General features: G+C 56.2%; 21 protein-coding genes. 1 reads left to right on the top strand and 20 read right to left on the bottom strand.

Annotation, left to right across the window (positions count from 1 at the left end; translation table 11 throughout):
- Positions 1-57: 57 nt before the first annotated feature.
- The 12 genes from ybgE to sdhC form a co-directional block, all read right to left on the bottom strand.
- Entirely contained in the window at positions 58-351 is a 294-nt protein-coding gene (ybgE, locus tag BY447_RS16110) for a cyd operon protein YbgE (protein WP_110331518.1), read from the bottom strand.
- Complete coding sequence (cydX, locus tag BY447_RS16105; protein ID WP_013357150.1) at positions 351-455, bottom strand: cytochrome bd-I oxidase subunit CydX; 105 nt, start codon at positions 453-455, stop codon at positions 351-353. The genes ybgE and cydX overlap by 1 nt, the downstream gene beginning before the upstream one ends.
- Before the next feature lie 15 nt (positions 456-470).
- Positions 471-1610: a cytochrome d ubiquinol oxidase subunit II gene (gene cydB, locus BY447_RS16100; RefSeq protein WP_110331517.1), complete on the bottom strand. Its 1140-nt coding sequence runs from the start codon at positions 1608-1610 to the stop codon at positions 471-473.
- 11 nt (positions 1611-1621) lie between these two features.
- Complete coding sequence (gene cydA / locus BY447_RS16095; protein ID WP_110331516.1) at positions 1622-3193, bottom strand: cytochrome ubiquinol oxidase subunit I; 1572 nt, start codon at positions 3191-3193, stop codon at positions 1622-1624.
- A 574-nt stretch (positions 3194-3767) separates the two neighbouring features.
- On the bottom strand, positions 3768-4643 hold the full coding sequence (gene sucD, locus BY447_RS16090) for a succinate--CoA ligase subunit alpha (protein WP_013357147.1): 876 nt from the start codon (positions 4641-4643) through the stop codon (positions 3768-3770).
- Positions 4643-5809 carry an ADP-forming succinate--CoA ligase subunit beta gene (gene sucC / locus BY447_RS16085; RefSeq protein ID WP_003853151.1) on the bottom strand — a complete coding sequence of 389 codons (1167 nt, stop codon included), beginning with the start codon at positions 5807-5809 and terminating at the stop codon, positions 4643-4645. Before sucC ends, sucD begins: the two co-directional genes overlap by 1 nt.
- 67 nt (positions 5810-5876) lie before the next feature.
- Positions 5877-7100 carry a 2-oxoglutarate dehydrogenase complex dihydrolipoyllysine-residue succinyltransferase gene (gene odhB, locus BY447_RS16080; protein ID WP_013357146.1) on the bottom strand — a complete coding sequence of 408 codons (1224 nt, stop codon included), beginning with the start codon at positions 7098-7100 and terminating at the stop codon, positions 5877-5879.
- A 15-nt stretch (positions 7101-7115) separates the two neighbouring features.
- Entirely contained in the window at positions 7116-9923 is a 2808-nt protein-coding gene (gene sucA / locus BY447_RS16075) for a 2-oxoglutarate dehydrogenase E1 component (protein WP_033731875.1), read from the bottom strand.
- A 201-nt stretch (positions 9924-10124) separates the two neighbouring features.
- Positions 10125-10841 (bottom strand): succinate dehydrogenase iron-sulfur subunit, encoded by a 717-nt coding sequence (locus BY447_RS16070; RefSeq protein WP_013357144.1) that lies wholly within the window; start codon positions 10839-10841, stop codon positions 10125-10127.
- Positions 10842-10855: 14 nt separating this feature from the next.
- Positions 10856-12622 carry a succinate dehydrogenase flavoprotein subunit gene (sdhA, locus tag BY447_RS16065; protein WP_013357143.1) on the bottom strand — a complete coding sequence of 589 codons (1767 nt, stop codon included), beginning with the start codon at positions 12620-12622 and terminating at the stop codon, positions 10856-10858.
- Positions 12623-12970, bottom strand: a complete 348-nt coding sequence (gene sdhD, locus BY447_RS16060) for a succinate dehydrogenase membrane anchor subunit (RefSeq protein ID WP_107319420.1) — start codon at positions 12968-12970, stop codon at positions 12623-12625. It abuts the gene before it with no gap.
- Complete coding sequence (gene sdhC / locus BY447_RS16055) at positions 12964-13353, bottom strand: succinate dehydrogenase cytochrome b556 subunit (RefSeq protein WP_033782341.1); 390 nt, start codon at positions 13351-13353, stop codon at positions 12964-12966. Before sdhC ends, sdhD begins: the two co-directional genes overlap by 7 nt.
- Before the next feature lie 632 nt (positions 13354-13985).
- Here sdhC and BY447_RS16050 point away from each other — a divergent pair.
- Entirely contained in the window at positions 13986-15269 is a 1284-nt protein-coding gene (locus tag BY447_RS16050; RefSeq protein ID WP_013357141.1) for a citrate synthase, read from the top strand.
- A 338-nt stretch (positions 15270-15607) separates the two neighbouring features.
- Here BY447_RS16050 and nei read toward each other — a convergent pair whose 3' ends face one another.
- The 8 genes from nei to BY447_RS16010 all read right to left on the bottom strand — a co-directional run bounded on the left by nei (position 15608) and on the right by BY447_RS16010 (position 22067).
- A complete protein-coding gene (nei, locus tag BY447_RS16045; protein WP_013357140.1) occupies positions 15608-16396 on the bottom strand; it encodes an endonuclease VIII in 789 nt (262 codons plus the stop codon).
- A gap of 11 nt (positions 16397-16407) precedes the next feature.
- Complete coding sequence (pcp, locus tag BY447_RS16040) at positions 16408-17055, bottom strand: pyroglutamyl-peptidase I (RefSeq protein WP_110331515.1); 648 nt, start codon at positions 17053-17055, stop codon at positions 16408-16410.
- Positions 17056-17061: 6 nt separating this feature from the next.
- Positions 17062-18078 carry a DUF979 domain-containing protein gene (locus tag BY447_RS16035; protein ID WP_110331514.1) on the bottom strand — a complete coding sequence of 339 codons (1017 nt, stop codon included), beginning with the start codon at positions 18076-18078 and terminating at the stop codon, positions 17062-17064.
- Entirely contained in the window at positions 18078-18806 is a 729-nt protein-coding gene (locus BY447_RS16030) for a DUF969 domain-containing protein (RefSeq protein ID WP_033731868.1), read from the bottom strand. The genes BY447_RS16035 and BY447_RS16030 overlap by 1 nt, the downstream gene beginning before the upstream one ends.
- Before the next feature lie 52 nt (positions 18807-18858).
- On the bottom strand, positions 18859-19596 hold the full coding sequence (gene pxpA / locus BY447_RS16025; protein ID WP_110331513.1) for a 5-oxoprolinase subunit PxpA: 738 nt from the start codon (positions 19594-19596) through the stop codon (positions 18859-18861).
- On the bottom strand, positions 19586-20515 hold the full coding sequence (gene pxpC, locus BY447_RS16020; protein ID WP_013357135.1) for a 5-oxoprolinase subunit PxpC: 930 nt from the start codon (positions 20513-20515) through the stop codon (positions 19586-19588). Before pxpC ends, pxpA begins: the two co-directional genes overlap by 11 nt.
- Positions 20509-21165 (bottom strand): 5-oxoprolinase subunit PxpB, encoded by a 657-nt coding sequence (gene pxpB, locus BY447_RS16015; protein ID WP_013357134.1) that lies wholly within the window; start codon positions 21163-21165, stop codon positions 20509-20511. Before pxpB ends, pxpC begins: the two co-directional genes overlap by 7 nt.
- 158 nt (positions 21166-21323) lie before the next feature.
- A complete protein-coding gene (locus tag BY447_RS16010) occupies positions 21324-22067 on the bottom strand; it encodes a type 2 GTP cyclohydrolase I (protein WP_110331512.1) in 744 nt (247 codons plus the stop codon).
- Positions 22068-22084 lie beyond the last annotated feature (17 nt).

Here is a 22084-nt window from a genome sequence, read left to right as displayed (position 1 = left end):
AGATTTATTGACCAGATGCTGACAAATATTCACTGACAGCGCGGGTGAGGTGGAGGATTAAAGATAAAAACGGTAAAGCGCAATCACTAACACCAGCAGAGCCGGTAACGGCGTAAACATCGCCTGCCATCGGGTTTTCCGTGGTCGGAAACCCACACCGTGAATTACGCCGCAGCAGACCGCCCAGATCAGCACCAGCCCCTGCAGAGCAGGAAGCTGGCCCGCCTGATTGGCAAAACGGGTCGGATCCCACATCACGCCGCCCGCCGTCAGCAGCGCCAGCAGCAGTGAAAGGGCCCGTAACGGGCCCTTATCCATCAGATCATAGAGCATCCGAACTGGCGTGCGCATCAGTGAGTCTCATCCTGCGCTTCAACGTGTTCAATCGCCAGCGCGGTCACGATACCAAAGGCACAGGCCAGCAACGTGCCGAGAATCCAGGCAAAATACCACATGCGACATCTCCTTTATTAATAGAGTGAGTGACTGTTGCTTTCAATCTGCTCTTTGGTAATACGGCCAAACATTTTCCAGTAGCACCAGGTGGTGTAAATCAGAATGATTGGGACAAAGATAGCGGCGGCCACGGTCATGGTTTGCAACGTCAGCAGACTGGACGTGGCGTCCCACATGGTCAGGCTGGTCCCCGGTACGGTGCTGGATGGCATGATGAACGGAAACATCGCAATGCCGGCAGTCATGATGACGCAGGCCAGCGTCAGTGATGAGAACAGGAACGCCCAGGCACCCTTTTCAACCCGCGAGCAGAGTACGGTCAGCAGCGGCAGCACCGAACCAAGCAGCGGGAACAGCCACAGTACAGGATGGTTCTGGAAGTTGACCATCCAGGCGCCCGCTTCGCGCACGACGGTTTTTCCCAGTGGGTTCGAGGCGGCGAAGTGATCCATTGTGCTGGTCACCACATAACCATCGATACCGTATTTCACCCAGACACCCGCCAGGATGAAGCAGACCATCATCACCAGCGCGGCAAGTTGTGCAGCGGTACGCGAACGCAGATGCAGTTCGCCAGTAGTGCGCATCTGCAGGTAGGTTGCGCCCTGTGCCAGAATCATCGCCACACTGACCACACCCGCCAGCAGGCCAAACGGATTCAGCAGCTGGAAGAAGTTGCCGGTATAGAACAGGCGCAGATACGCATCGGCATGGAACGGCACGCCCTGTAACAAGTTGCCAAAGGCCACGCCAATCACCAGCGGTGGCACGAAGCTGCCAATGAAAATGCCCCAGTCCCAGGTACCGCGCCAGCGGTTATCTTCAATCTTCGAGCGGTAATCGAAACCGACCGGACGGAAGAAGAGTGACGCGAGCACCAGAATCATCGCCACATAGAAGCCGGAGAAGGCTGCCGCGTAGACCATTGGCCAGGCGGCAAACAGTGCGCCACCCGCGGTGATCAGCCAGACCTGGTTACCGTCCCAGTGCGGGGCGATACTGTTAATCATGATGCGACGTTCAGTATCGGTGCGGCCCAGAATGCGTGTCAGCATGCCGACGCCCATATCAAAACCATCTGCGACAGCAAAGCCAATCAGCAGCACGCCAATCAGCAGCCACCAGACAAAGCGCAGAACTTCATAATCAAACATGGTCGCTCTCCTTATCCCTGAACCGGCTGAGTGGTTGCCGTAATCTGCTCATGATGATATCGCCCGGTTTTCAGGCTGCTCGGCCCAAGGCGGGCGAATTTGAACATCAGGTACATTTCTGCCACCAGGAACAGCGTGTAGAGTCCGCAGATCAGGAGCATCGAGAACAGCAGATCGCCAACAGTCAGCGAGGAGTTGGCCACCGCGGTCGGCAGGATTTCACCGATAGCCCAGGGCTGACGACCATACTCGGCGACGAACCAGCCTGACTCGACGGCAATCCACGGTAACGGAATACCAAACAGCGCCGCTTTCAGTAACCAGCGATTTTTGCCCACGCGATTGCGTATTACGCTCCAGAAGGAGAGCGTGATAATGGCCAGCAGCAGTACGCCACACAGCACCATAATGCGGAATGCGAAATAGAGCGGCGCTACGCGCGGGATAGAGTCCTGCGTCGCCTGTTTGATCTGCGCTTCGGTCGCATCCGCCACATTGTCGGTATAGCGCTTCAGCAGCAGACCATAACCGAGATCCTGCTTGTGACTGTTGAACGCGTCACGTACTGCGGGATCCTGACTGCCGCTGCGCAGTTCATTCAGCAACGTGTAGGCTTTCATGCCGTTGCGGATGCGCACTTCATGTTGAGCCATCAGATCTTTCAGGCCGGTAACCGGCTTATCGATGGATCGGGTCGCGATCAGGCCCAGCAGCCACGGGATCTGCACGGCATACCGGTTCTCCTGCGTTGCCTGATCGGGCAGGCCAAACAGCGTAAATGAGGCGGGTGCCGGCTGGGTTTCCCACTCCGCTTCGATAGCGGCCAGCTTGGTTTTCTGCACGTCGCCCATTTCATAGCCTGACTCATCGCCCAGCAGGATCACGGAGAGGACCGCCGCCATGCCAAAGCTGGCCGCAATAGCGAACGAGCGTTTAGCAAAAGCAAGGTCGCGCCCTTTCAGCATGTACCACGCGCTGATGCCCAGAATGAACATCGCACCGGTCGTGTAACCGGCCGCTACGGTGTGAACGAATTTCACCTGCGCCACTGGGTTCAGTACCAGCTCTGAGAAGCTAACCATCTCCATGCGCATGGTTTCGAAGTTGAATTCAGAGGCGATGGGATTCTGCATCCAGCCGTTAGCAACCAGAATCCACAGCGCAGACATGTTCGAGCCCAGCGCTACCAGCCAGGTCACCGCCATGTGCTGCACTTTACCCAGCCGATCCCAGCCAAAAAAGAACAGGCCGACAAAGGTCGATTCCAGGAAGAACGCCATCAGACCTTCAATGGCGAGCGGCGCGCCGAAGATATCGCCGACGTAGTGAGAGTAATATGACCAGTTTGTTCCGAACTGAAATTCCATGGTCAGGCCGGTAGCAACACCCAGCGCAAAGTTAATACCAAATAACTTGCCCCAGAACTTCGTCATATCTTTATAAATTTGTTTACCGCTCAGGACATAGACCGTCTCCATGATCGCCAGCAAAAACGCCATACCCAGCGTTAAAGGGACGAACAGAAAATGGTACATCGCTGTTAAGGCAAACTGTAACCGCGACAGTTCGACGATATCTAACATAAGGACTCCTTGCTCCTCGCTTTGTCTCCGTCACGCGCGCGATCAGAACGAACGTAATCAGAGTCAGGAACGGCTGTTTATTGATTCCAGTTTCTTTATGACCAGCAGAACAAATCTGTGAGCTGCCCGAACAGGCGAGTAGCGAATAAAGCAGCTCTGAAAATTGTCAATCCGCGCTTTCATTAACGCGTGCTTTAACAGGAGGAAAGCGGGTGTCATCCCGGGTTGAGCAGACGTTTGAAAATTTGTGTAAAAGGCTGGATTGATGCAGCGCAATTTACGCTCTTAGCGTTGCGCTTTGCCAGCGATATAGTTGGATATAAATCGCGATTAATTGATCTGGATTAACGCAATAAGTTTCCAGATAGAGCCAGGTGGGTTTCTTGTTAATAAGATGTCATTAATGAAATAAGACGAGGGAAAATAGTTTACCTTTGCCACTTTTTATTAACGCAACTAATACCTGCATGGTTATCTGACCACGCCCTCTTCTCTTTAAATGTCTGAGTGATGTCTGTGCGTTACCGGCAAAAAAAAGCCACCCGGAGGTGGCTTAGTCTCAGATGACGACGACTTATTTTGCCGGTAATACGGCTTTAACGGCGTCACCGATGTCAGCCAGGCTGCGAACGGTTTTCACGCCTGCGGCTTCCAGTGCAGCAAATTTCTCATCTGCTGTACCTTTACCACCGGCAATGATGGCGCCCGCATGGCCCATACGCTTGCCTTTCGGCGCGGTGACGCCAGCAATGTAGCCCACAACCGGCTTGGTCACGTGCTCTTTGATGAAGGCTGCGGCTTCTTCTTCTGCGCTGCCACCGATTTCACCGATCATCACGATCGCTTCAGTCTGTGGATCATCCTGGAACATTTTCAGGATGTCGATGAAGTTAGAGCCAGGGATCGGGTCACCACCGATGCCGACGCAGGTTGACTGGCCGTAGCCGATGTCAGTGGTCTGCTTAACTGCTTCATAGGTCAGGGTGCCTGAACGGGAAACGATACCGACGCGGCCCGGCTGGTGAATGTGGCCCGGCATGATGCCGATCTTACATTCGCCTGGGGTGATTACGCCCGGACAGTTTGGACCGATCATCCGCACGCCCGCTTCATCCAGCTTCACTTTCACGGTCAGCATATCCAGCGTCGGGATGCCTTCGGTGATGGTGATGATCAGCTTGATGCCCGCTTCGATCGCTTCCAGGATGCCATCTTTACAGAAAGGTGCCGGAACGTAGATCACGGTGGCGGTTGCGCCGGTCGCTTCTACCGCTTCGCGTACAGTGTTGAACACCGGCAGGCCGAGATGCGTCGTGCCGCCTTTGCCTGGCGTCACGCCGCCAACCAGTTGAGTACCGTAAGCCAGCGCCTGCTCAGAATGGAAAGTCCCCTGGCCACCGGTGAAACCCTGGCAAATGACTTTGGTGTTTTTGTCGATCAGAATGGACATTATTTACCCTCCGCGGCAGCAACAACACGCTGTGCGGCGTCTGTCAGGCTGGTTGCTGCAATGATGTTCAGACCGCTGTCCGCCAGTTTCTGTGCGCCCAGCTCGGCGTTGTTACCTTCCAGACGTACCACCACTGGCACGTTAACACCCACTTCAGCCACTGCGCCGATGATGCCGTCGGCAATCAGGTCACAGCGTACGATACCGCCGAAGATATTAACGAAGACGGCTTTAACCGCATCGTCAGACAGGATGATTTTGAAGGCTTCGGTCACGCGCTCTTTAGTTGCGCCGCCGCCGACATCAAGGAAGTTGGCTGGCTGACCGCCATGGTGCTTAACGATGTCCATGGTGCCCATCGCCAGACCTGCGCCGTTAACCATACAACCGATGTTGCCTTCCAGCGCAACATAGTTCAGTTCCCACTGTGTCGCATGCGCTTCACGTGGGTCTTCCTGGCTTGGATCGCGCATTTCGCGCAGCTCTGGCTGGCGGAACAGGGCATTGCCATCGGCGCCCAGTTTGCCATCCAGGCAGATCAGATCGCCCTGCTTAGTGATGACCAGCGGGTTGATCTCAACCATCGCCAGATCGCGCTCCAGGAACAGCGTTGCCAGACCCATGAAGATCTTGGTGAACTGGCCAACCAGCTTACCGGTCAGGCCCAGTTTGAATGCCAGCTCGCGGCCCTGATAAGGCTGCGGACCGGTCAGTGGATCCAGCGCCATTTTGTGGATCAGGTGCGGGGTCTCTTCCGCCACTTTTTCAATTTCCACGCCACCTTCGGTTGAGGCCATGAAAATCACGCGACGCGTTGCGCGATCGACCACAGCGCCCAGGTAGAGCTCCTGATCGATGTCGGTTGCCGCTTCAACCAGAATCTGGTTTACCGGCTGGCCGTTTGCGTCTGTCTGATAGGTCACCAGACGTTTGCCCAGCCAGTTTTCAGCAAATGCGCGAATTTCTTCTTTGCTGTTAACCACTTTCACACCGCCCGCTTTACCGCGGCCACCGGCATGAACCTGACATTTAACTACCCACGGGCCTGCGCCAATTTTAGAGGCTGCTTCTTCCGCTTCACGTGGTGTAGTACAGGCGTAACCCGTTGGTGCCGGCATGCCATACCGTGCAAACAGTTGTTTCGCCTGGTATTCGTGTAAGTTCATGATGTTCTATCCATTCAGGTCTGAAAAGAGTATTGAGGTTGGGCGCGCGAGGCGCGCCCGGTGAAAATCAGACATCCAGCAGCAGACGCGCCGGATCTTCCAGCATCTCTTTCACTGCAACCAGATAACCCACTGATTCACGGCCATCGATCAGACGGTGGTCGTAGGAGAGCGCCAGGTACATCATTGGCAGCACCACAACCTGACCATTGACCGCCATCGGGCGATCTTTGATAGCGTGCATGCCCAGGATGGCGCTCTGCGGTGGGTTGATGATCGGGGTGGACATCAGGGAACCAAAGACGCCGCCGTTGGTAATGGTGAAGTTACCGCCGGTCAGATCGTCAACTGTCAGCTTGCCGTCACGGCCTTTCACTGCCAGCTCTTTGATTTTCTTCTCAATGTCCGCCATGCTCAGTGCATCAACGTCACGCAGAACCGGTGTCACCAGACCGCGTGGTGTAGAGACCGCGATGCTGACGTCGAAGTAGTTGTGGTAAACCACATCTTCGCCATCGATGGAGGCATTCACTTCCGGGTAACGTTTCAGTGCTTCAACAACCGCTTTGATGTAGAAGGACATAAAGCCCAGACGTACACCGTGACGCTTCTCGAAGGCCTCACCATACTGCTTGCGCAGATCCATGATGGGCTTCATGTTGATTTCGTTGAAGGTGGTCAGCATCGCAGTGCTGTTTTTCGCTTCCAGCAGACGCTCGGCAACACGCTTACGCAGACGGGTCATCGGCACGCGTTTTTCGCTGCGATTCGCCACAGGCTGCTGCACGGCTGCAGTTTCTGCCGCAGGTGCGGCGGCTTTGCCGGTCTGCGGTTTGTTGGCCAGATGTTTTTCAACATCTTCACGGGTCAGACGTCCGCCCACACCGCTGCCTTTGATCTGCGAAGCATCAAGGTTGTGCTCGGCAATCAGACGGCGGATGGCCGGGCTGAGCGCATCGTTGCTCTCTTCTTCCAGTGACGCAGTCTGACGCTGAGCCGGGGTAGACTCTTTGCTTTCAGACTTCGCGCTGGTCTCTTTACCGGCGCTGTTGCCCTCTTTCAGACGACCCAGAATCTGGCGTGAAGTGACGGTGGCGCCCTCTTCTTCCAGAACCGCTTCCAGAATACCGTCAGCAGAGGCTGGCACTTCCAGCACCACTTTGTCGGTTTCGATTTCGACCAGCACTTCATCGCGAGTCACTGCATCGCCTGGTTTTTTGTGCCAGGTTGCCACGGAGGCATCGGCAACCGATTCAGGCAGGTCGGGAACGAGAATATCTACGCTACTCATTATCTTTCCTTTTAATTAATTAACGTTCAGCGCGTCATTAACCAGGTCTTGCTGCTGTTGTTGGTGTACGGACATGTAACCCACGGCCGGTGAGGCGGAGGCCGGGCGGCCTGCATAACGTAAGGTCGCACCAAACGGCACAACTTCACGGAAATGATGCTGGCTGCAGTACCAGGCGCCCTGATTCAGCGGCTCTTCCTGACACCAGACAAAATCCTGTACGTGAGAATACGCTTTTAATGCTTCCTGAACCGCGTGATGCGGGAACGGATAGAGCTGCTCGATACGGACAATCGCCACATCGGTCTGCTCATTTTTACGACGCTGCTCAAGCAGGTCGTAATAGACTTTACCGGAGCACAGCACGACGCGTTTCACGCCCTGCGCATCCAGATTATCCACTTCGCCAATCGCCGGCTGGAAGCTGCCGTTAGCCAGTTCATCCAGCGTAGAGATCGCCAGCGGATGACGCAGCAGCGATTTCGGCGACATCACAATCAGCGGACGGCGCATACCACGCAGCGCCTGACGACGCAGCATGTGGTAAACCTGCGCAGGCGTTGACGGTACGCAGACCTGCATGTTCTGCTCAGCGCAGAGTTGCAGATAACGCTCCAGACGCGCAGAGGAGTGCTCTGGCCCCTGACCTTCATAACCGTGCGGCAGCAGCATCACCAGGCCACACATACGGCCCCATTTCTGCTCACCGGAGCTGATGAACTGGTCGATAACAACCTGTGCACCGTTGGCGAAGTCACCAAACTGCGCTTCCCAGATGGTCAGGATGCGTGGCTCAGCAGTGGCGTAGCCATATTCAAAGGCCAGTACCGCCTCTTCTGATAGCACGGAGTCCCAGACTTTGAACTGGCCCTGGCCGCTGTGCACATGGTGCAGAGGGGTGTAGGTTGAGCCGTTTGCCTGGTTATGAACCACCGCGTGACGATGGAAGAAGGTGCCGCGACCGGTATCTTCACCCGACAGACGCACCGGAATGCCTTCATCAACCAGCGTGGCGTAGGCCAGGTTTTCCGCGCCGCCCCAGTCAAAGGCTTTCTCGCCTTCAGCCATCAGACGACGGTCGTTATAAATCTTGGCAACACGCGACTGCACCTCAACCTCTTCAGGTACCTGGCTGATACGCAGCGCCAGTTCCTTCAGACGTTTCATGTCGACCTGGGCCGGATAAGGCTCATCCCACTCATGGTTCAGGTAAGGTGACCAGGTAAAGGAGTGCAGGCTCATCGGACGCCATTCTGGTACTACGCACTCGCCCGCATCCAGCGCATCACGGTAAAGATTGACCATTTCGGTCGCATCTTCCTGCGTGGCAACGGCTTCACCTTCCAGACGGTCAGCGTAAATTTTACGCGGCGTCGGGTGCTTTTTGATTTTCTGGTACATCAGCGGCTGAGTCGCACTTGGCTCATCGGCCTCGTTGTGACCATGACGGCGATAGCAGACCAGATCGATAAACACATCACGCTTAAAGGTGTTGCGATAGTCGAGCGCCAGGCGGGTCACAAAGGCGACCGCTTCCGGGTCATCCGCGTTGACGTGGAAAATCGGTGCCAGCACCATTTTGCCGATGTCGGTGCAGTAAGGCGTTGAACGCGCATCTTTCGGGTTGGACGTCGTAAAACCAACCTGGTTGTTGATGACGATGCGAACAGTACCGCCCACTTCATAACCGCGTGCCTGTGACATGTTCAGGGTTTCCTGAACCACGCCCTGGCCAATCACCGCCGCGTCACCATGAATGGTGATCGGCAGGACTTTATTGCTCGCAGGCTCATCCAGACGATCCAGACGGGCACGCACGGAACCCATAACGACCGGGCTGACGATCTCCAGGTGTGACGGGTTAAACGCCAGCGCCAGGTGAACCAGGCCGCCTTCGGTTTCCACGTCAGAAGAGAAGCCCATGTGGTACTTCACGTCACCGGTGCCAAGATGCTCTTTATGCTTACCGGCGAACTCATCGAACAGATCCTGTGGCTTTTTACCCAGCACGTTGATCAGCACGTTGAGACGACCACGGTGCGCCATGCCCAGCACGACTTCACGGGTACCGCTCTTGCCAGCGTGACGGATCATTTCGCGCAGCATGGGCACCAGCGCATCGCCGCCTTCCAGCGAGAAGCGTTTGGCACCCGGGAATTTCGCCCCGAGATATTTTTCCAGCCCTTCTGCCGCGGTCAGCTCTTTCAGGAAACCTTTTTTCTCTTCGTTGCTGAACGCTGCACGGCCCGCCACAGACTCAAGACGCTGCTGGATCCAGCGCTTCTCATCCGTGTTGTTGATGTGCATATATTCCGCACCGATTGAGCCACAGTACGTCTGCGTCAGCGCGTCGAAGAGATCGGCCAGCTTCATGGTCTCTTTACCGATGGCAAAAGAGCCTACGTTAAAGCTTTCCTGAAAATCGGCCTCGGTCAGGTCATGAAAAGCGGGATCAAGATCGGCGACCCGATCCTGTTTCCACAGGCCAAGCGGATCGAGATTGGCGTGCTGATGACCGCGAAAACGAAACGCGTTGATCAGCTGCAGCACTTTCACTTGCTTGGAGTTGGTTTCCGGATCGGAGACAGATGAGGTGTAACGAGATGCGTCTTTCGCCAGGCGACGGAAGTACTCACGTGTGGTGGAGTGAAACTGCTCAGGTTTCATTCCGGTGCCCGGTAACTGTTGGAACATCGAGCGCCACACTGCATCGACAGAGTCAGGATCGGTCAGGAAATCCTCATAGAGCTGCTCTATGTAAGACTGATTCGCGCCGGCCAGCCAGGAAGAGTCCAGCCAGGGCTTCATCGCGCTGTTCTGCATTGTGATCCCTTAAGCATTGCTATGCTTTTTTGAGGTTTCATTTGTTGCCGCTTTCGCGGTTTGCCGTAGTGAGTTCAGCGATACGAGCACTTTGCGCAGCGCGCGTGGCCCGTAAGGGAACCTTTGTAAACGTGGTCATCACCGCGCTTACAGAGGCTTCCGTTAAAACACCGGGAACCTGAAGTTCCCGGCAGAAACGACTTATGCGCCGCGCTGCAGCAGCATCGACTTGATATGGCCGATGGCGCGCGTCGGGTTCAGCCCTTTCGGACAGACACTCACACAGTTCATGATGCTATGGCAGCGGAATACGCTGAAAGCGTCATTCAGATTGTCGAGACGCGCATCCGTTTCGGTGTCGCGGCTGTCAATCAGGAAACGGTATGCCGCCAGCAGGCCGGCAGGACCGATGAACTTCTCAGGATTCCACCAGAATGATGGGCATGAGGTTGAGCAGCAGGCACAGAGAATACACTCGTACAGGCCATCCAGGTGCTCGCGCTCATCCGGTGACTGCAGATGCTCACGTGCTGGCGGATTTTCCCCATTATTCAACAGGAAAGGCTTAATTTTCTCATACTGCGCATAAAACTGGCTCATGTCTACGACCAGGTCACGCACAACCGGTAAGCCTGGCAATGGACGGATAACGATTTTCTGTTTGCCGTTGCCCAGGGCCGAGACCGGCGTAATGCAGGCCAGTCCATTTTTACCGTTCATGTTGAGGCCATCAGAGCCGCAGACGCCTTCACGACAGGAGCGACGAAACGCCAGCGTCGGATCTTTCTCTTTCAGGCGAATCAGCGCGTCCAGCAGCATCATGTCGCGACCATCTTCCGATTCCAGGGTGTAATCCTGCATGCGCGGCTTGTCATCGACGTCCGGATTGTAGCGATAAATTGAAAACTCGAGTCTCATGATCGTCTCCGAAATTAGTAGGTACGCACTTTCGGCGGGAACGCCGCGCGCAGTTTCGGCTGCATGTTTACCTCACGGCGTGTCATGCTTTCGGTTTCCGGGACATAAAGACTGTGGCACAGCCAGTTTTCATCATCACGATCCGGGAAGTCGAAGCGACTGTGCGCACCGCGGCTCTCGGTGCGATAGTTAGCCGCTACCGCCGTGGCAAAGGCCGTCTCCATCAGGTTATCCAGCTCCAGACACTCAATACGCTGGGTGTTGAAATCCGGTGAGCGGTCATCCAGACGCGCTGATTTCAGACGCTGGCGAATCTCTTTCAGCTCTTCCAGACCCTGCGCCATCGCGTCGCCTTCGCGGAATACAGAGAAGTTGTTCTGCATGCAGCGTTGTAGCGCTTTACGAATCTCAACCGGATCTTCACCGGTGGTGTTGTTTTCCCAGCGGTTGAAGCGCGCCATCGCCACGGCGATTTCATCTTCCGTGGCGTCACGCAGTTCGCCCTGCTCCTGAATACTCTCCAGCAGGTGCAGACCCGCTGCGCGGCCAAAGACCACCAGGTCAAGCAGTGAGTTGCCGCCCAGACGGTTGGCACCGTGTACCGATACGCAGGCAATTTCGCCGACAGCGAACAGGCCAGGAATCACCACATCTTCCCCCTGCTCATTCACACGCAGTGCCTGACCGGTCACTTTGGTCGGAATACCGCCCATCATGTAGTGGCAGGTCGGAATGACCGGGATAGGTTCTTTGATCGGATCGGCGTGAGCAAAGGTGCGTGACAGTTCGAGGATGCCAGGCAGACGTGACTCAAGCACCTCTTTACCCAGGTGATCGAGTTTCAGTTTGATGTGCGGGCCCCACGGACCGTCACAGCCGCGACCTTCACGGATTTCAATCATCATTGAGCGCGCAACGACGTCGCGGCCCGCCAGATCTTTGGCGTTTGGCGCATAACGCTCCATGAAGCGTTCGCCATGTTTGTTCAGCAGATAGCCGCCTTCACCACGGCAGCCCTCGGTGACCAGCACGCCCGCACCGGCGATACCGGTTGGGTGGAACTGCCACATCTCCATATCCTGCACCGGCACGCCCGCACGCAGTGCCATACCCACGCCGTCGCCGGTGTTGATATGTGCATTGGTGGTGGACTGATAGATACGGCCCGCGCCGCCGGTGGCCAGAATGGTCGCTTTCGCTTTGAAATAAACGGTTTCGCCGGTTTCGATGCAGATAGCGGTACAACCGACTACCGCGCCATCGGCGTTTTTCACCAGATCCAGTGCATACCACTCAGAGAAGATGGTGGTTTTGTTTTTCAGGTTCTGCTGATAAAGGGTATGCAAAAGGGCGTGGCCGGTACGGTCAGCTGCTGCAGCGGTACGTGCCGCCTGCTCGCCGCCGAAGTTCTTCGACTGACCACCAAACGGACGCTGATAGACACGACCATCTTCCAGACGCGAGAACGGCAGGCCCATGTGCTCCAGTTCCAGAATCGCTTCCGGGCCGGTTTTACACATATATTCAATCGCGTCCTGGTCACCGATGTAGTCGGAACCTTTGACGGTGTCGTACATATGCCATTCCCAGTTATCTTCATGGGTATTACCCAGCGCAACGGTAATACCGCCCTGCGCAGATACGGTGTGGGAACGGGTCGGGAAAACTTTCGATAACAGGGCACAGCTCTGACCGGCCTGGGAGATTTGCAGTGCGGCCCGCATTCCTGCGCCACCTGCGCCGATCACCACGGCATCAAACTCTCTGATTGGCAAACTCATTTACACACCCCACACCACAACAAATCCATAAATCGCATACCACAGCAGCGCCACGACAATCACAAACTGCAACAACAGGCGCATTGGCAGTGATTTAACGTAGTCTGTTAACACCTGCCACATGCCGATCCAGCCGTGAATCAGAATGGAGAACAGCGTCAGCAGCGTGAACACTTTAGTGAATGCCGAAGCGAAGAAGCCACGCCACAGGTCATAAGTCAGCGTGTCTGTCATCACCACGAAACCGAGGATATAGACGATGTAGAGCGTAATGAGAATTGCAGTTGCCCGCAGCAGCAGCCAGTCCTGAATGCCGTTGCGACCCAATGCGGATGCATTGCTTACCATACGAGAACTCCCGCCAGAATTGCCAGCACGACAGTGATCACAAAAGTCATATGAGCAGAACGCTTGCCCACTTCCAGCGTTTCAGCCAGATAACCAAAATCCATCAACATATGACGAATCCCGCTCACCGCGTGATAGGCCAGCGCGGTTAAGATGCCCCACATAATGAACTTCGCGAAGAAGCCATCCATGATGGATGCAGCGTGCTGGAAACCTTCAGGAGAAGAGAGAGAGAGACCGAGCAGCCACAGCAGGATGCCAATGGCAACCAGGGTGATTACGCCGGAGACGCGGTGAAGAATGGACGATATTGCAGTAACGGGAAACCGGATCGTCGAGAGATCCAAGTTGACAGGTCTTTGTTTTTTCACGGTTTTGCCCACACAGCTCTTTTTTATTTTGCTTCCTCCGGACCTGAGGCGGAGTCTAATCACAACGTGTGGCAGACTTAACCGTCACCAAACAAGCAACATCCAGTGTTAATTGACGCGGTAGTAAACGCTGGGTGGCTCCTGGTGTCAGGGTGTTCCGGAGACCTGCCAGGAGTATAGGAGGATCACATTCTGATTACAATTCCCCTACAAACTCTTTGGTATATTTTAGGTGGAACAGTGATCCTACTCACGATTTTCACAATTGATACAATTTTAATTATCTGATTTGACAATAGTTCAACAATTCAGTTACAAACTAAGCCTGTAAATTCCTATGATGCACAAAAGTTATGGGGATACACTTTCCCCTAAGCGCAAGTTATGTAACATTGCGAATATGAGCTTTAAAAAGCATCAGGTTATTGGTTACCAAGAAGTTATGTCCTGACCGGATCTTTAACAACCGCGATATGCAGCATGTCCATGGCTCACCGGTTCCCGCTGGGAACGCGCCGCTCACTCTGTACCCTGCACCCGCTTTATACCCGCAGAGTGATACTGTGTAGTTTTGCCAACCGCAACATGAACGCGTTTCAGGTGTCTAAAGATCCTTACCTACATAAGGCGCTATGGAGACGAAAATGACAGATAAAAAAGTAACGCTAACCCTGCAAGATGGAACATCTGTTGAACTGGACGTACTGAAAGGTACGCTGGGCCAGGATGTGGTTGATGTCCGCGCTCTGGGTTCAAGTGGCCTGTTCACCTTCGATCCCGGTTTTACATCTACGGCGTCCTGCGAATCTGCCATCACCTTTATTGATGGTGATGAAGGCATCCTGCTGCACCGTGGTTTCCCGATTTCTCAGCTGGCGACCCACTCTAACTATCTGGAAGTCTGCTATATCCTGCTGAACGGTGAAGCGCCAGATCAGAAACAGTTTGATGAGTTCCGTACCACCGTTACCCGTCACACCATGATTCATGAGCAGATTACCCGCCTGTTCCATGGCTTCCGTCGTGACTCACATCCGATGGCGGTAATGTGCGGTGTGACCGGTGCACTGGCTGCGTTTTACCACGATTCACTGGATGTAAACATTGAGCGCCACCGCGAAATCGCGGCATTCCGTCTGCTCTCTAAAATGCCGACCATGGCAGCGATGTGTTACAAATATTCAATCGGCCAGCCGTTTGTTTATCCGCGCAATGACCTCTCTTACGCCGGTAACTTCCTGCACATGATGTTCGCCACGCCGTGCGAAGAGTACAAAGTGAACCCGGTGCTGGAACGCGCCATGGACCGTATCCTGATTCTGCATGCTGATCATGAGCAGAACGCCTCAACCTCTACCGTACGTACTGCCGGTTCAAGCGGCGCGAACCCGTTTGCCTGTATCGCCGCAGGGATCGCCTCTCTGTGGGGACCGGCGCACGGCGGTGCCAACGAAGCGACCCTGCGTATGCTGGAAGAGATCAGCACCGTTGAGCACATTCCGGAATTTGTTAAACGCGCCAAAGACAAGAATGACTCCTTCCGTCTGATGGGCTTTGGTCACCGCGTTTATAAAAACTATGACCCACGAGCAACCGTGATGCGCGATACCTGCCATGAAGTATTGAATGAGCTGGGAATGAAGGATGACCTGCTGGAAGTGGCGATGGAGCTGGAACACATTGCGCTGAACGACCCGTACTTTATCGAGCGTAAACTCTATCCAAACGTGGACTTCTACTCCGGTATCATTCTGAAAGCGATGGGTATTCCTTCGTCCATGTTTACAGTGATCTTCGCGATGGCCCGTACGGTTGGCTGGATTGCCCACTGGAAAGAGATGCACGACGAAGGCATGAAAATTGCCCGGCCGCGTCAGCTCTACACCGGTTATACCGAGCGCGAATTCAGCTCACAGCTGAAGAAGTAAGATTTGATGGATGGCGGAGAGGGATCTCCGCTCAGCCAGTTGATAAGCCTGCATATGGGTGAATCTGGCCGCAACGAATAAGTTCAACGCGCAGGAAACACGGTCAGAAGAGGAAAGCGTCCCGCGCCAGGGACAAAAACGCCGGGAGCGTTTTTGAACAACGCAAAGCGTTGGCCCGGCAACGGGCGCATCTCAGGGATGAGGTGCGTAATCGCGCGGGCCGAGCATGTCATGGATGACGGCTTTTGCGTCTTTCCGATCTGACCGTGTTTCCTGAGCAGGCTCGGTCTTACAGCAGCTTGTTTCTACCCTCACCCGCTTTTAACTTCATGCCCTTTCTATCCCTGACAACCCGGACACCAGTAAAAAGGCCGTGATGAAAGCGTGCCTTTCTCAATCACCGTGCCACAACGCCGGCATTTCTTGCCCTGCCGATGGAACACCTCAAACTGAAACGCCGCTTCCTCATGATATTTCTTCATGGTTCCCCGCATCCGATAAGCATGACGCGGCACCGATAACAGCGCCTCGCTGAAAGCTGTCAGCTGATCGTCACTGAGATCCTGCGCCCGATGATTTGGCAGCAGTTGCGCCAGCCAGAGAATCTCGGCGCGCAGGTAATTTCCCAGCCCGGCCAGAAAAGCCTGATCCAGCAGCAGACCACTAAACTGTCGCCGCCGGAACCGGGGCGACAGCAGCCGCTCTTTCACCTCTTCAACGTTAAGCTGGCTGTTCAGCACATCCGGTCCGATGCGGGTCAGAAACGGATGCGCCGCCAGCGTATCTGCGTTGAGCAGTTCAATATCGGAGGCGCTGTAAAGCAGAATCGCTTTGCCCGCCGTCGCCAGCCGCACCCGCAACTGACGCGTGGTATTGAGTTCAGTATCGGGTTTCACAATGCGCCAGACACCATAAAGCTGGTTATGGCTGTAGAGCGTCAGGCCATTGCTGAAATGTGTCAGCAGCGCTTTGCCCCGCGTCTCAATCGCCTGCACCTGCTCACCAATCAGCGAGGGTTCGTAAGTCTTGAGCTGAGGAAACGCGAACCACGCCTCCGTTAACGGCTGCCCCACAATGGCGGCTTCAAGCTTATCCGCCACGCGGCGAATTTCCGGTCCTTCAGGCATCGTTCTTCCTCTTAATGGGTGGCGCCGCCAGCCTGTTTGATATCGTCGCCGGTCTCCAGCGTCACTTTTACAGCAATCTCCAGCGCCTGAATGATGGTCGCCACCGCCATGCTGGGTGCCCCCGGATGCTGCGCCGCCTGTTCAGGCAGATAGGGAATATGAATAAAGCCACCGCGCGCCGGACTTTTCTGCTGCTCCAGCCAGTGCAGCAGACCATACATCACCCGGTTACAGGTGAAGGTGCCTGCCGTCTGCGAGACCGATGCGGGGATCCCCGCTTCACGCACTGCGGCCACAATCGCTTTGATGGGCAGCCGGGAAAAATAGGCTGCCGGGCCGCCTGCCACAATCGGTTCATCGACGGGCTGGTTTCCCGCGTTGTCCGGGATGCGCGCGTCATCAACATTAATACCGATACGTTCTACGGTAATGTCGCTGCGGCCGCCCGCCTGCCCTACCGACAGCACTGCATTCGGTTTCACCTCATCCAGTGCCCGGTTCAGCACGTTCAGCACCTCACTGAACACCACCGGCAGCTGGCGGATGACTATCGTCGCCCCGCCAATCTGTTTGCCTTCCAGCGCGCGTACCGCTTCCCAGGAGGGATTAATCGTTTCACCGCCAAAGGGTTCAAAAGCGGTCATCAGGACAGTTTTCATGCAGCCTCACAGGAACATCAGGAAATAGAGCAGGAAAATGTTAACGATTAACAGTAGCACACCAGTCGGAATCTGAGCTTTGATGACAGCGTTACGATCGGGCAGCTCCAGCAGCGCCGCCGGAACAATATTGAAGTTGGCCGCCATCGGCGTCATCAGCGTGCCGCAGTAGCCGGAGAACATACCAATCGCCGCCATTACTGCCGGATTTCCGCCGTGCTGAAACACCAGAATCGGAATGCCGACGCCTGCAGTGATAATCGGAAATGCCGCAAAGGCGTTACCCATGATCATGGTTAACAGCGCCATCCCGACGGCATAGACCGTTACCGCAATAAACCGGTTATCCACCGCCAGCCAGGTTTCGGTCAGATGCGAAATGGCACTGCCCACGCCCGCGCTGGTAAACAGCAGTCCGAGAGTGGCGAGGATTTGCGGCAGGATAAAGGCCCAGCCAATCGAATCCAGCAGGCGACGGGTCTCCTGCATCGACTGCACCGGTTTTTCATGGGTCAGCTTCAACGCCACCAGCCAGCCAATGACACAGCCGACCATCATTGAAAAAAGTGTCACCAGCGTGGCGTGATTGCCGGGACCGAACACCGCTTCCTGCAGACCGGGAATATGGTTAAACGCCAGCACACCGACCACGGTCACGACCGGAATCGCCAGCGCAGGCAGAAACAGTTTGTTGCGCAGACGCAGCGCACTGGCCTGCTTCTCTTCATCACTGCGCTGATGATAACGACCCAGCCGGACACCACCCAGACCGGCAATCAGCGCCATTACCACCACAATGACACCGATGGTGATGTGCAGCATTCGGGTGCCCATCGCGTCCGAGCCCATCAGACTGCTCATCATCTGCGTCGTCCAGTCACCCACCAGAAACACCAGGCCATACAAGGCCCAGAACAGTCCGGTAGTAAAGCGGCGTGGGTTCGCACTGTCACGCCACGAGAGGATAGCCACCACCAGCAGGATAATGCCCGCCAGCCACATCAGATATTGTTGCTGGAACATTACTGACCTCCTTTGGCTTTCAGCGCCTGGTTGTTCAGCAGCTGCAGCTCACGCGCCAGCTGACGATCGAGTCGCACCAGACGTGCCGAGTGGATCAGGAAGGCGGCTATAGCAGTCGGAATGCCCCATAACGCAATGTGCAGCGGTTCGGTCTGAATCCCGGCCGACTCCTGCATGAAGTTGTGCATAAAGATAATCGCGCCAAATGCCACGAAGATATCTTCACCAAAGAAGAGGCCGACGTTGTCGGTGGCTGCTGACATGGCACGCAGCTTATGACGCAGTTCAGGTGTGATTTCGCCGTAGCGGTTTTCCGTTGCGCCCTCTGCCATCGGGGCCAGCAACGGACGCACCATCTGTGGATGCCCGCCTAGACTGGTTAACCCTAGCGCCGCAGTTATTTCACGTACAAACAGGTAGACGATCAGCAGACGTCCGGCGGTGGCGGTTTTAATCTGAGCGATCCACGCCTGTGCGCGCTCCTTCAGCCCGTGACGCTCCAGCAGCCCAATGACCGCCAGCGGCAGCAGCAGAATCAGTGGCAGGTTACGGGTATTCAGAAAACCCGCGCCGAGCTTTTCCAGAATGTCCGCCAGCGGCATCATCGCCGCCAGACCGGTCACAAAGCCGGCGACAATCACCACCAGCACCGGATTAAAACGTAATACGAAGCCGACGACGATCGCGGCAATGCCCAGTAAAGGCCAGAGATTCACTGCACTTTCCATGGATTTCCCCCAGAGTTAAAAAACCCGACATAAGCCGGGCTAAATCGTGTTTTCAGATGCTGGTGACGCGGATCTGCTGTCCGGCAAATGCATCACGCAACCGCTGTGCAAACTGCAGGGCGTGCGCGCCGTCGCCATGTAAACAGACGGTCTGCGCATTCACTGCCACCCATTCTCCCGTGATACTTTTTACCTTGCCCTGCTGCACCATCGTCAGCGTCTGATCGATAGCCTGCTGCTCATCGTCAATCAGCGCGCCCGGCTCGCTGCGCGGCACCAGCGCACCGCTGCTGAGATAGCCACGATCGGCAAAGACCTCTTCCCGCGTGCGTAAACCGTAGTGCGATGCGGCACGTATCGATTCGCTGTTCGCCAGTCCCACCACAATCAGCTGGCTGTCGACGGCACGGATGGCGCGGGCAATGGCGTCTGCCAGCACCGGATTAGCCGCGGCCTGGTTATAGAGCATGCCGTGCGGCTTAACGTGAACCAGCCGCGCACCTTCGCTTTCCGCCAGGCTTTTCAGCGCGCCAATCTGGTAGATCATCTGGGCATAGACCGTTTCCGGTGGCAGCTGCATGGCACTGCGGCCAAAGTTCTCCCGATCGGGGAAAGCAGGATGCGCGCCGATGGCGACGCCGGATGCCTGCGCCCAGCGCACCGACTGCAGCATGGTCTGCGCATCCCCTGCATGAAAGCCACAGGCGATATTGGCGGAACTCACCAGTTTAAGCAGCGCCTGATCGCTGGCACAGCCTTCGCCCAGGTCGGCGTTTAAATCAATTTTCATGAAGTCCCCATTTCATCTGGTCCAGCGCGCGTTGCTGATGCTGACGTGCCAGCATCGCTTCCGGCAGCGTGCAATGAATAAAGTGAATCGGCTCACCGAGGCGGATTTGCGCCAGATGATAGAGATCGGCTTCGATGACGGAGGCGATCCGCGGATAGCCGCCTGTGGTCTGGGCATCCGCCATCAGCACGATAGGCTGTCCGTTCGGCGGTACCTGAATCACACCCGGCATCACGCCGTGTGACAGCAGCTCACGCGGACTTTCACGTTTAAGCTCACGTCCCTCAAGCCGGTATCCCATCCGGTTGCTTTGCGGGCTGAGTTTCCATGCGGTACGCCAGAACGCCTGCTGCGCGTCGGGACTGAACTCGTGATATTCCGGACCAGGCAGTGCGCGGATGCGATTGCCCCACAGCAGCTGCCGTACCCCGACTTTGCGGTCGAACTGACGCGTCGGTTTGCCCAGCGGGATCTGATCGCCATCCCGTAAGGCGCGACCGTGAAATCCGCCAAATTTTGCTTTCAGATCGGTGCTGGCTGAGCCGAGCACCGCAGGGATGTCAAAACCACCCTGCACTGCCAGATAGCTGCGCATGCCGCGCTGCGGCATCGCCAGCGACAGGACCTGGCCGCGTTTCACCGGCGTGCGCCAGCCCGTCCAGACCGGCTGACCGTCCAGCTCCGCATGGCAGCCTGCGCCAGTCAGTGCGAACCAGCCGTCGCGGGTAAACTCCGCTTTGAACTGGCCGAGCACCAGCTCCAGCACCGCGCTGTCAGGCGCATTGCCCACCAGCACATTGGCGGTGAACATCGCGGGATGATCCAGCACGCCGCCGGGGCTGATGCCATACTGACGCCAGCCGTAGCGGCCCGCATCCTGAAGGGTGGCGGCCAGCCCGGCGCGAAGAATATTTAACATACGCCCTCCTGTTGCGGCACAAAGCGAACCCTGTCACCGGGACGGAGCAGTGTGGGCGGTTGTTGCAGGGGATCAAACAGCGCGGTGCGGGTCTGGCCGATTAACTGCCAGCCGCCGGGCGAAGCCAGCGGATAGACGCCCGTCTGGCTGCCACCGATGCCAACCGATCCGGCCGGTACCGCAACTCTCGGCTCCGCACGGCGTGGTATGTGCAGGCGCGGATCCAGTCCGCCCAGATAGGGAAAGCCCGGCTGAAAGCCGACAAAAAACACCACATAGTCGCTGCTGCTGTGCAGCTCAACCACCTGACCGGCCGTCAGCGCGGCATGTTCCGCCACCACCACCAGATCGGGGCCATGTTCGCCGCCATAGATCACCGGGATCTCCACCAGACGCGATTCTGGCAACTGCGCTTCACTCTCTTCCCACCAGCGCTGAAGCCGCTCTATCGCATCCAGCGCACTCTGCTGGGGATCGCGCAGAATCAGGGTGATATTGTTCATTCCAGGAATGACCTCCAGCACGCCCGCATCCGACTGCAGTCGCTGGTTCAGTCCCCAGATACGCTGCTGACTCTCCAGTGAGACCGGCGGCTCCAGCTCCAGCACGACAGCGCGTTCACCCAATAAATAACACCGTGCTCGTTGCAACAGCTACCTCCCGCCTGATTGAGATCGTGCCTGGCCGACCTGACCGGATGCCCGGATCAGCCGATGGCTTATCTACTTAAAGCAAATAGTTATGCGAAAGTGGCAGGGATGTGTCAACAGATTTAGGTCCTGCGCAGGCGCGCAGGACAAGGGAGAGATCAGGCAGGATTAGGAATATCGATGAAGGTCACATCAAGATTGTGGTGTTGTGCCAGCCACTCGCCCAGCGCTTTTACGCCGCCACGCTCGGTGGCGTGATGACCTGCGGCAAAGAAATGCAGCCCCTGCTCGCGTGCGCTGTGAATGGTCTGTTCAGAGACTTCACCGGTGATGTAGGCATCAACGCCCGCAGCGGCGGCCTGGTCGATAAAGCCCTGTCCGCCACCGCTGCACCAGGCGATGCGACGGATCAGTGCTGGCGCGTTATCACCGCAATGCAGCGGTTCGCGTCCCAGCTTATCGCCAATTCGGCGGGCCAGCTGTTCACCGGAGATCGGCTCAGCCAGCTCACCCCAGAACACCAGCGGCATGACTTCGCCACGTACGTCGATATCCAGCAGTTTCGCCAGCTGGGCGTTGTTGCCCAGTTCTGAATGCGCATCAAGCGGCAGGTGCCAGCCATAGAGATTAATATCGTTAGCCAGCAACGTCCGCAGACGGCGGCGCTTCATGCCTTTAATCGCGGCCGGTTCACTTTTCCAGAAGTAGCCATGATGGACGATTATTGCATCGGCCTGACGTGCGACCGCCTCATCCAGCAAGGCCTGACAGGCCGTCACGCCGGTGATAATCGTTTTAACTTCGTTGCGTCCCTCAACCTGCAACCCGTTGGGGGCATAGTCGCTGAAGCTGTGGCTGTCGAGTTGCTGATTGATCAGCGTCTCTAATTCATAATGGTTCATTCAGGCTCCTTCGAGGC

This window comes from Pantoea sp. JKS000250 (genome assembly GCF_003201065.1).
Taxonomy (GTDB): Bacteria; Pseudomonadota; Gammaproteobacteria; order Enterobacterales; family Enterobacteriaceae; genus Pantoea; species Pantoea vagans.
The sequence above is the reverse complement of the archived record's forward strand: the minus strand, read 5'-3'. Positions and strand labels throughout refer to the sequence as shown.

Bases quoted from the DNA above. Each gene is read 5' to 3' on its own strand.
- ybgE (WP_110331518.1), bottom strand. From the start codon at position 351: ATGCGCACGCCAGTTCGGATGCTCTATGATCTGATGGATAAGGGCCCG.
- cydX (WP_013357150.1), bottom strand. From the start codon at position 455: ATGTGGTATTTTGCCTGGATTCTCGGCACGTTGCTGGCCTGTGCCTTT.
- cydB (WP_110331517.1), bottom strand. From the start codon at position 1,610: ATGTTTGATTATGAAGTTCTGCGCTTTGTCTGGTGGCTGCTGATTGGC.
- cydA (WP_110331516.1), bottom strand. From the start codon at position 3,193: ATGTTAGATATCGTCGAACTGTCGCGGTTACAGTTTGCCTTAACAGCG.
- sucD (WP_013357147.1), bottom strand. From the start codon at position 4,643: ATGTCCATTCTGATCGACAAAAACACCAAAGTCATTTGCCAGGGTTTC.
- sucC (WP_003853151.1), bottom strand. From the start codon at position 5,809: ATGAACTTACACGAATACCAGGCGAAACAACTGTTTGCACGGTATGGC.
- odhB (WP_013357146.1), bottom strand. From the start codon at position 7,100: ATGAGTAGCGTAGATATTCTCGTTCCCGACCTGCCTGAATCGGTTGCC.
- sucA (WP_033731875.1), bottom strand. From the start codon at position 9,923: ATGCAGAACAGCGCGATGAAGCCCTGGCTGGACTCTTCCTGGCTGGCC.
- BY447_RS16070 (WP_013357144.1), bottom strand. From the start codon at position 10,841: ATGAGACTCGAGTTTTCAATTTATCGCTACAATCCGGACGTCGATGAC.
- sdhA (WP_013357143.1), bottom strand. From the start codon at position 12,622: ATGAGTTTGCCAATCAGAGAGTTTGATGCCGTGGTGATCGGCGCAGGT.
- sdhD (WP_107319420.1), bottom strand. From the start codon at position 12,970: ATGGTAAGCAATGCATCCGCATTGGGTCGCAACGGCATTCAGGACTGG.
- BY447_RS16050 (WP_013357141.1), top strand. From the start codon at position 13,986: ATGACAGATAAAAAAGTAACGCTAACCCTGCAAGATGGAACATCTGTT.
- nei (WP_013357140.1), bottom strand. From the start codon at position 16,396: ATGCCTGAAGGACCGGAAATTCGCCGCGTGGCGGATAAGCTTGAAGCC.
- pcp (WP_110331515.1), bottom strand. From the start codon at position 17,055: ATGAAAACTGTCCTGATGACCGCTTTTGAACCCTTTGGCGGTGAAACG.
- BY447_RS16035 (WP_110331514.1), bottom strand. From the start codon at position 18,078: ATGTTCCAGCAACAATATCTGATGTGGCTGGCGGGCATTATCCTGCTG.
- BY447_RS16030 (WP_033731868.1), bottom strand. From the start codon at position 18,806: ATGGAAAGTGCAGTGAATCTCTGGCCTTTACTGGGCATTGCCGCGATC.
- pxpA (WP_110331513.1), bottom strand. From the start codon at position 19,596: ATGAAAATTGATTTAAACGCCGACCTGGGCGAAGGCTGTGCCAGCGAT.
- pxpC (WP_013357135.1), bottom strand. From the start codon at position 20,515: ATGTTAAATATTCTTCGCGCCGGGCTGGCCGCCACCCTTCAGGATGCG.
- BY447_RS16010 (WP_110331512.1), bottom strand. From the start codon at position 22,067: ATGAACCATTATGAATTAGAGACGCTGATCAATCAGCAACTCGACAGC.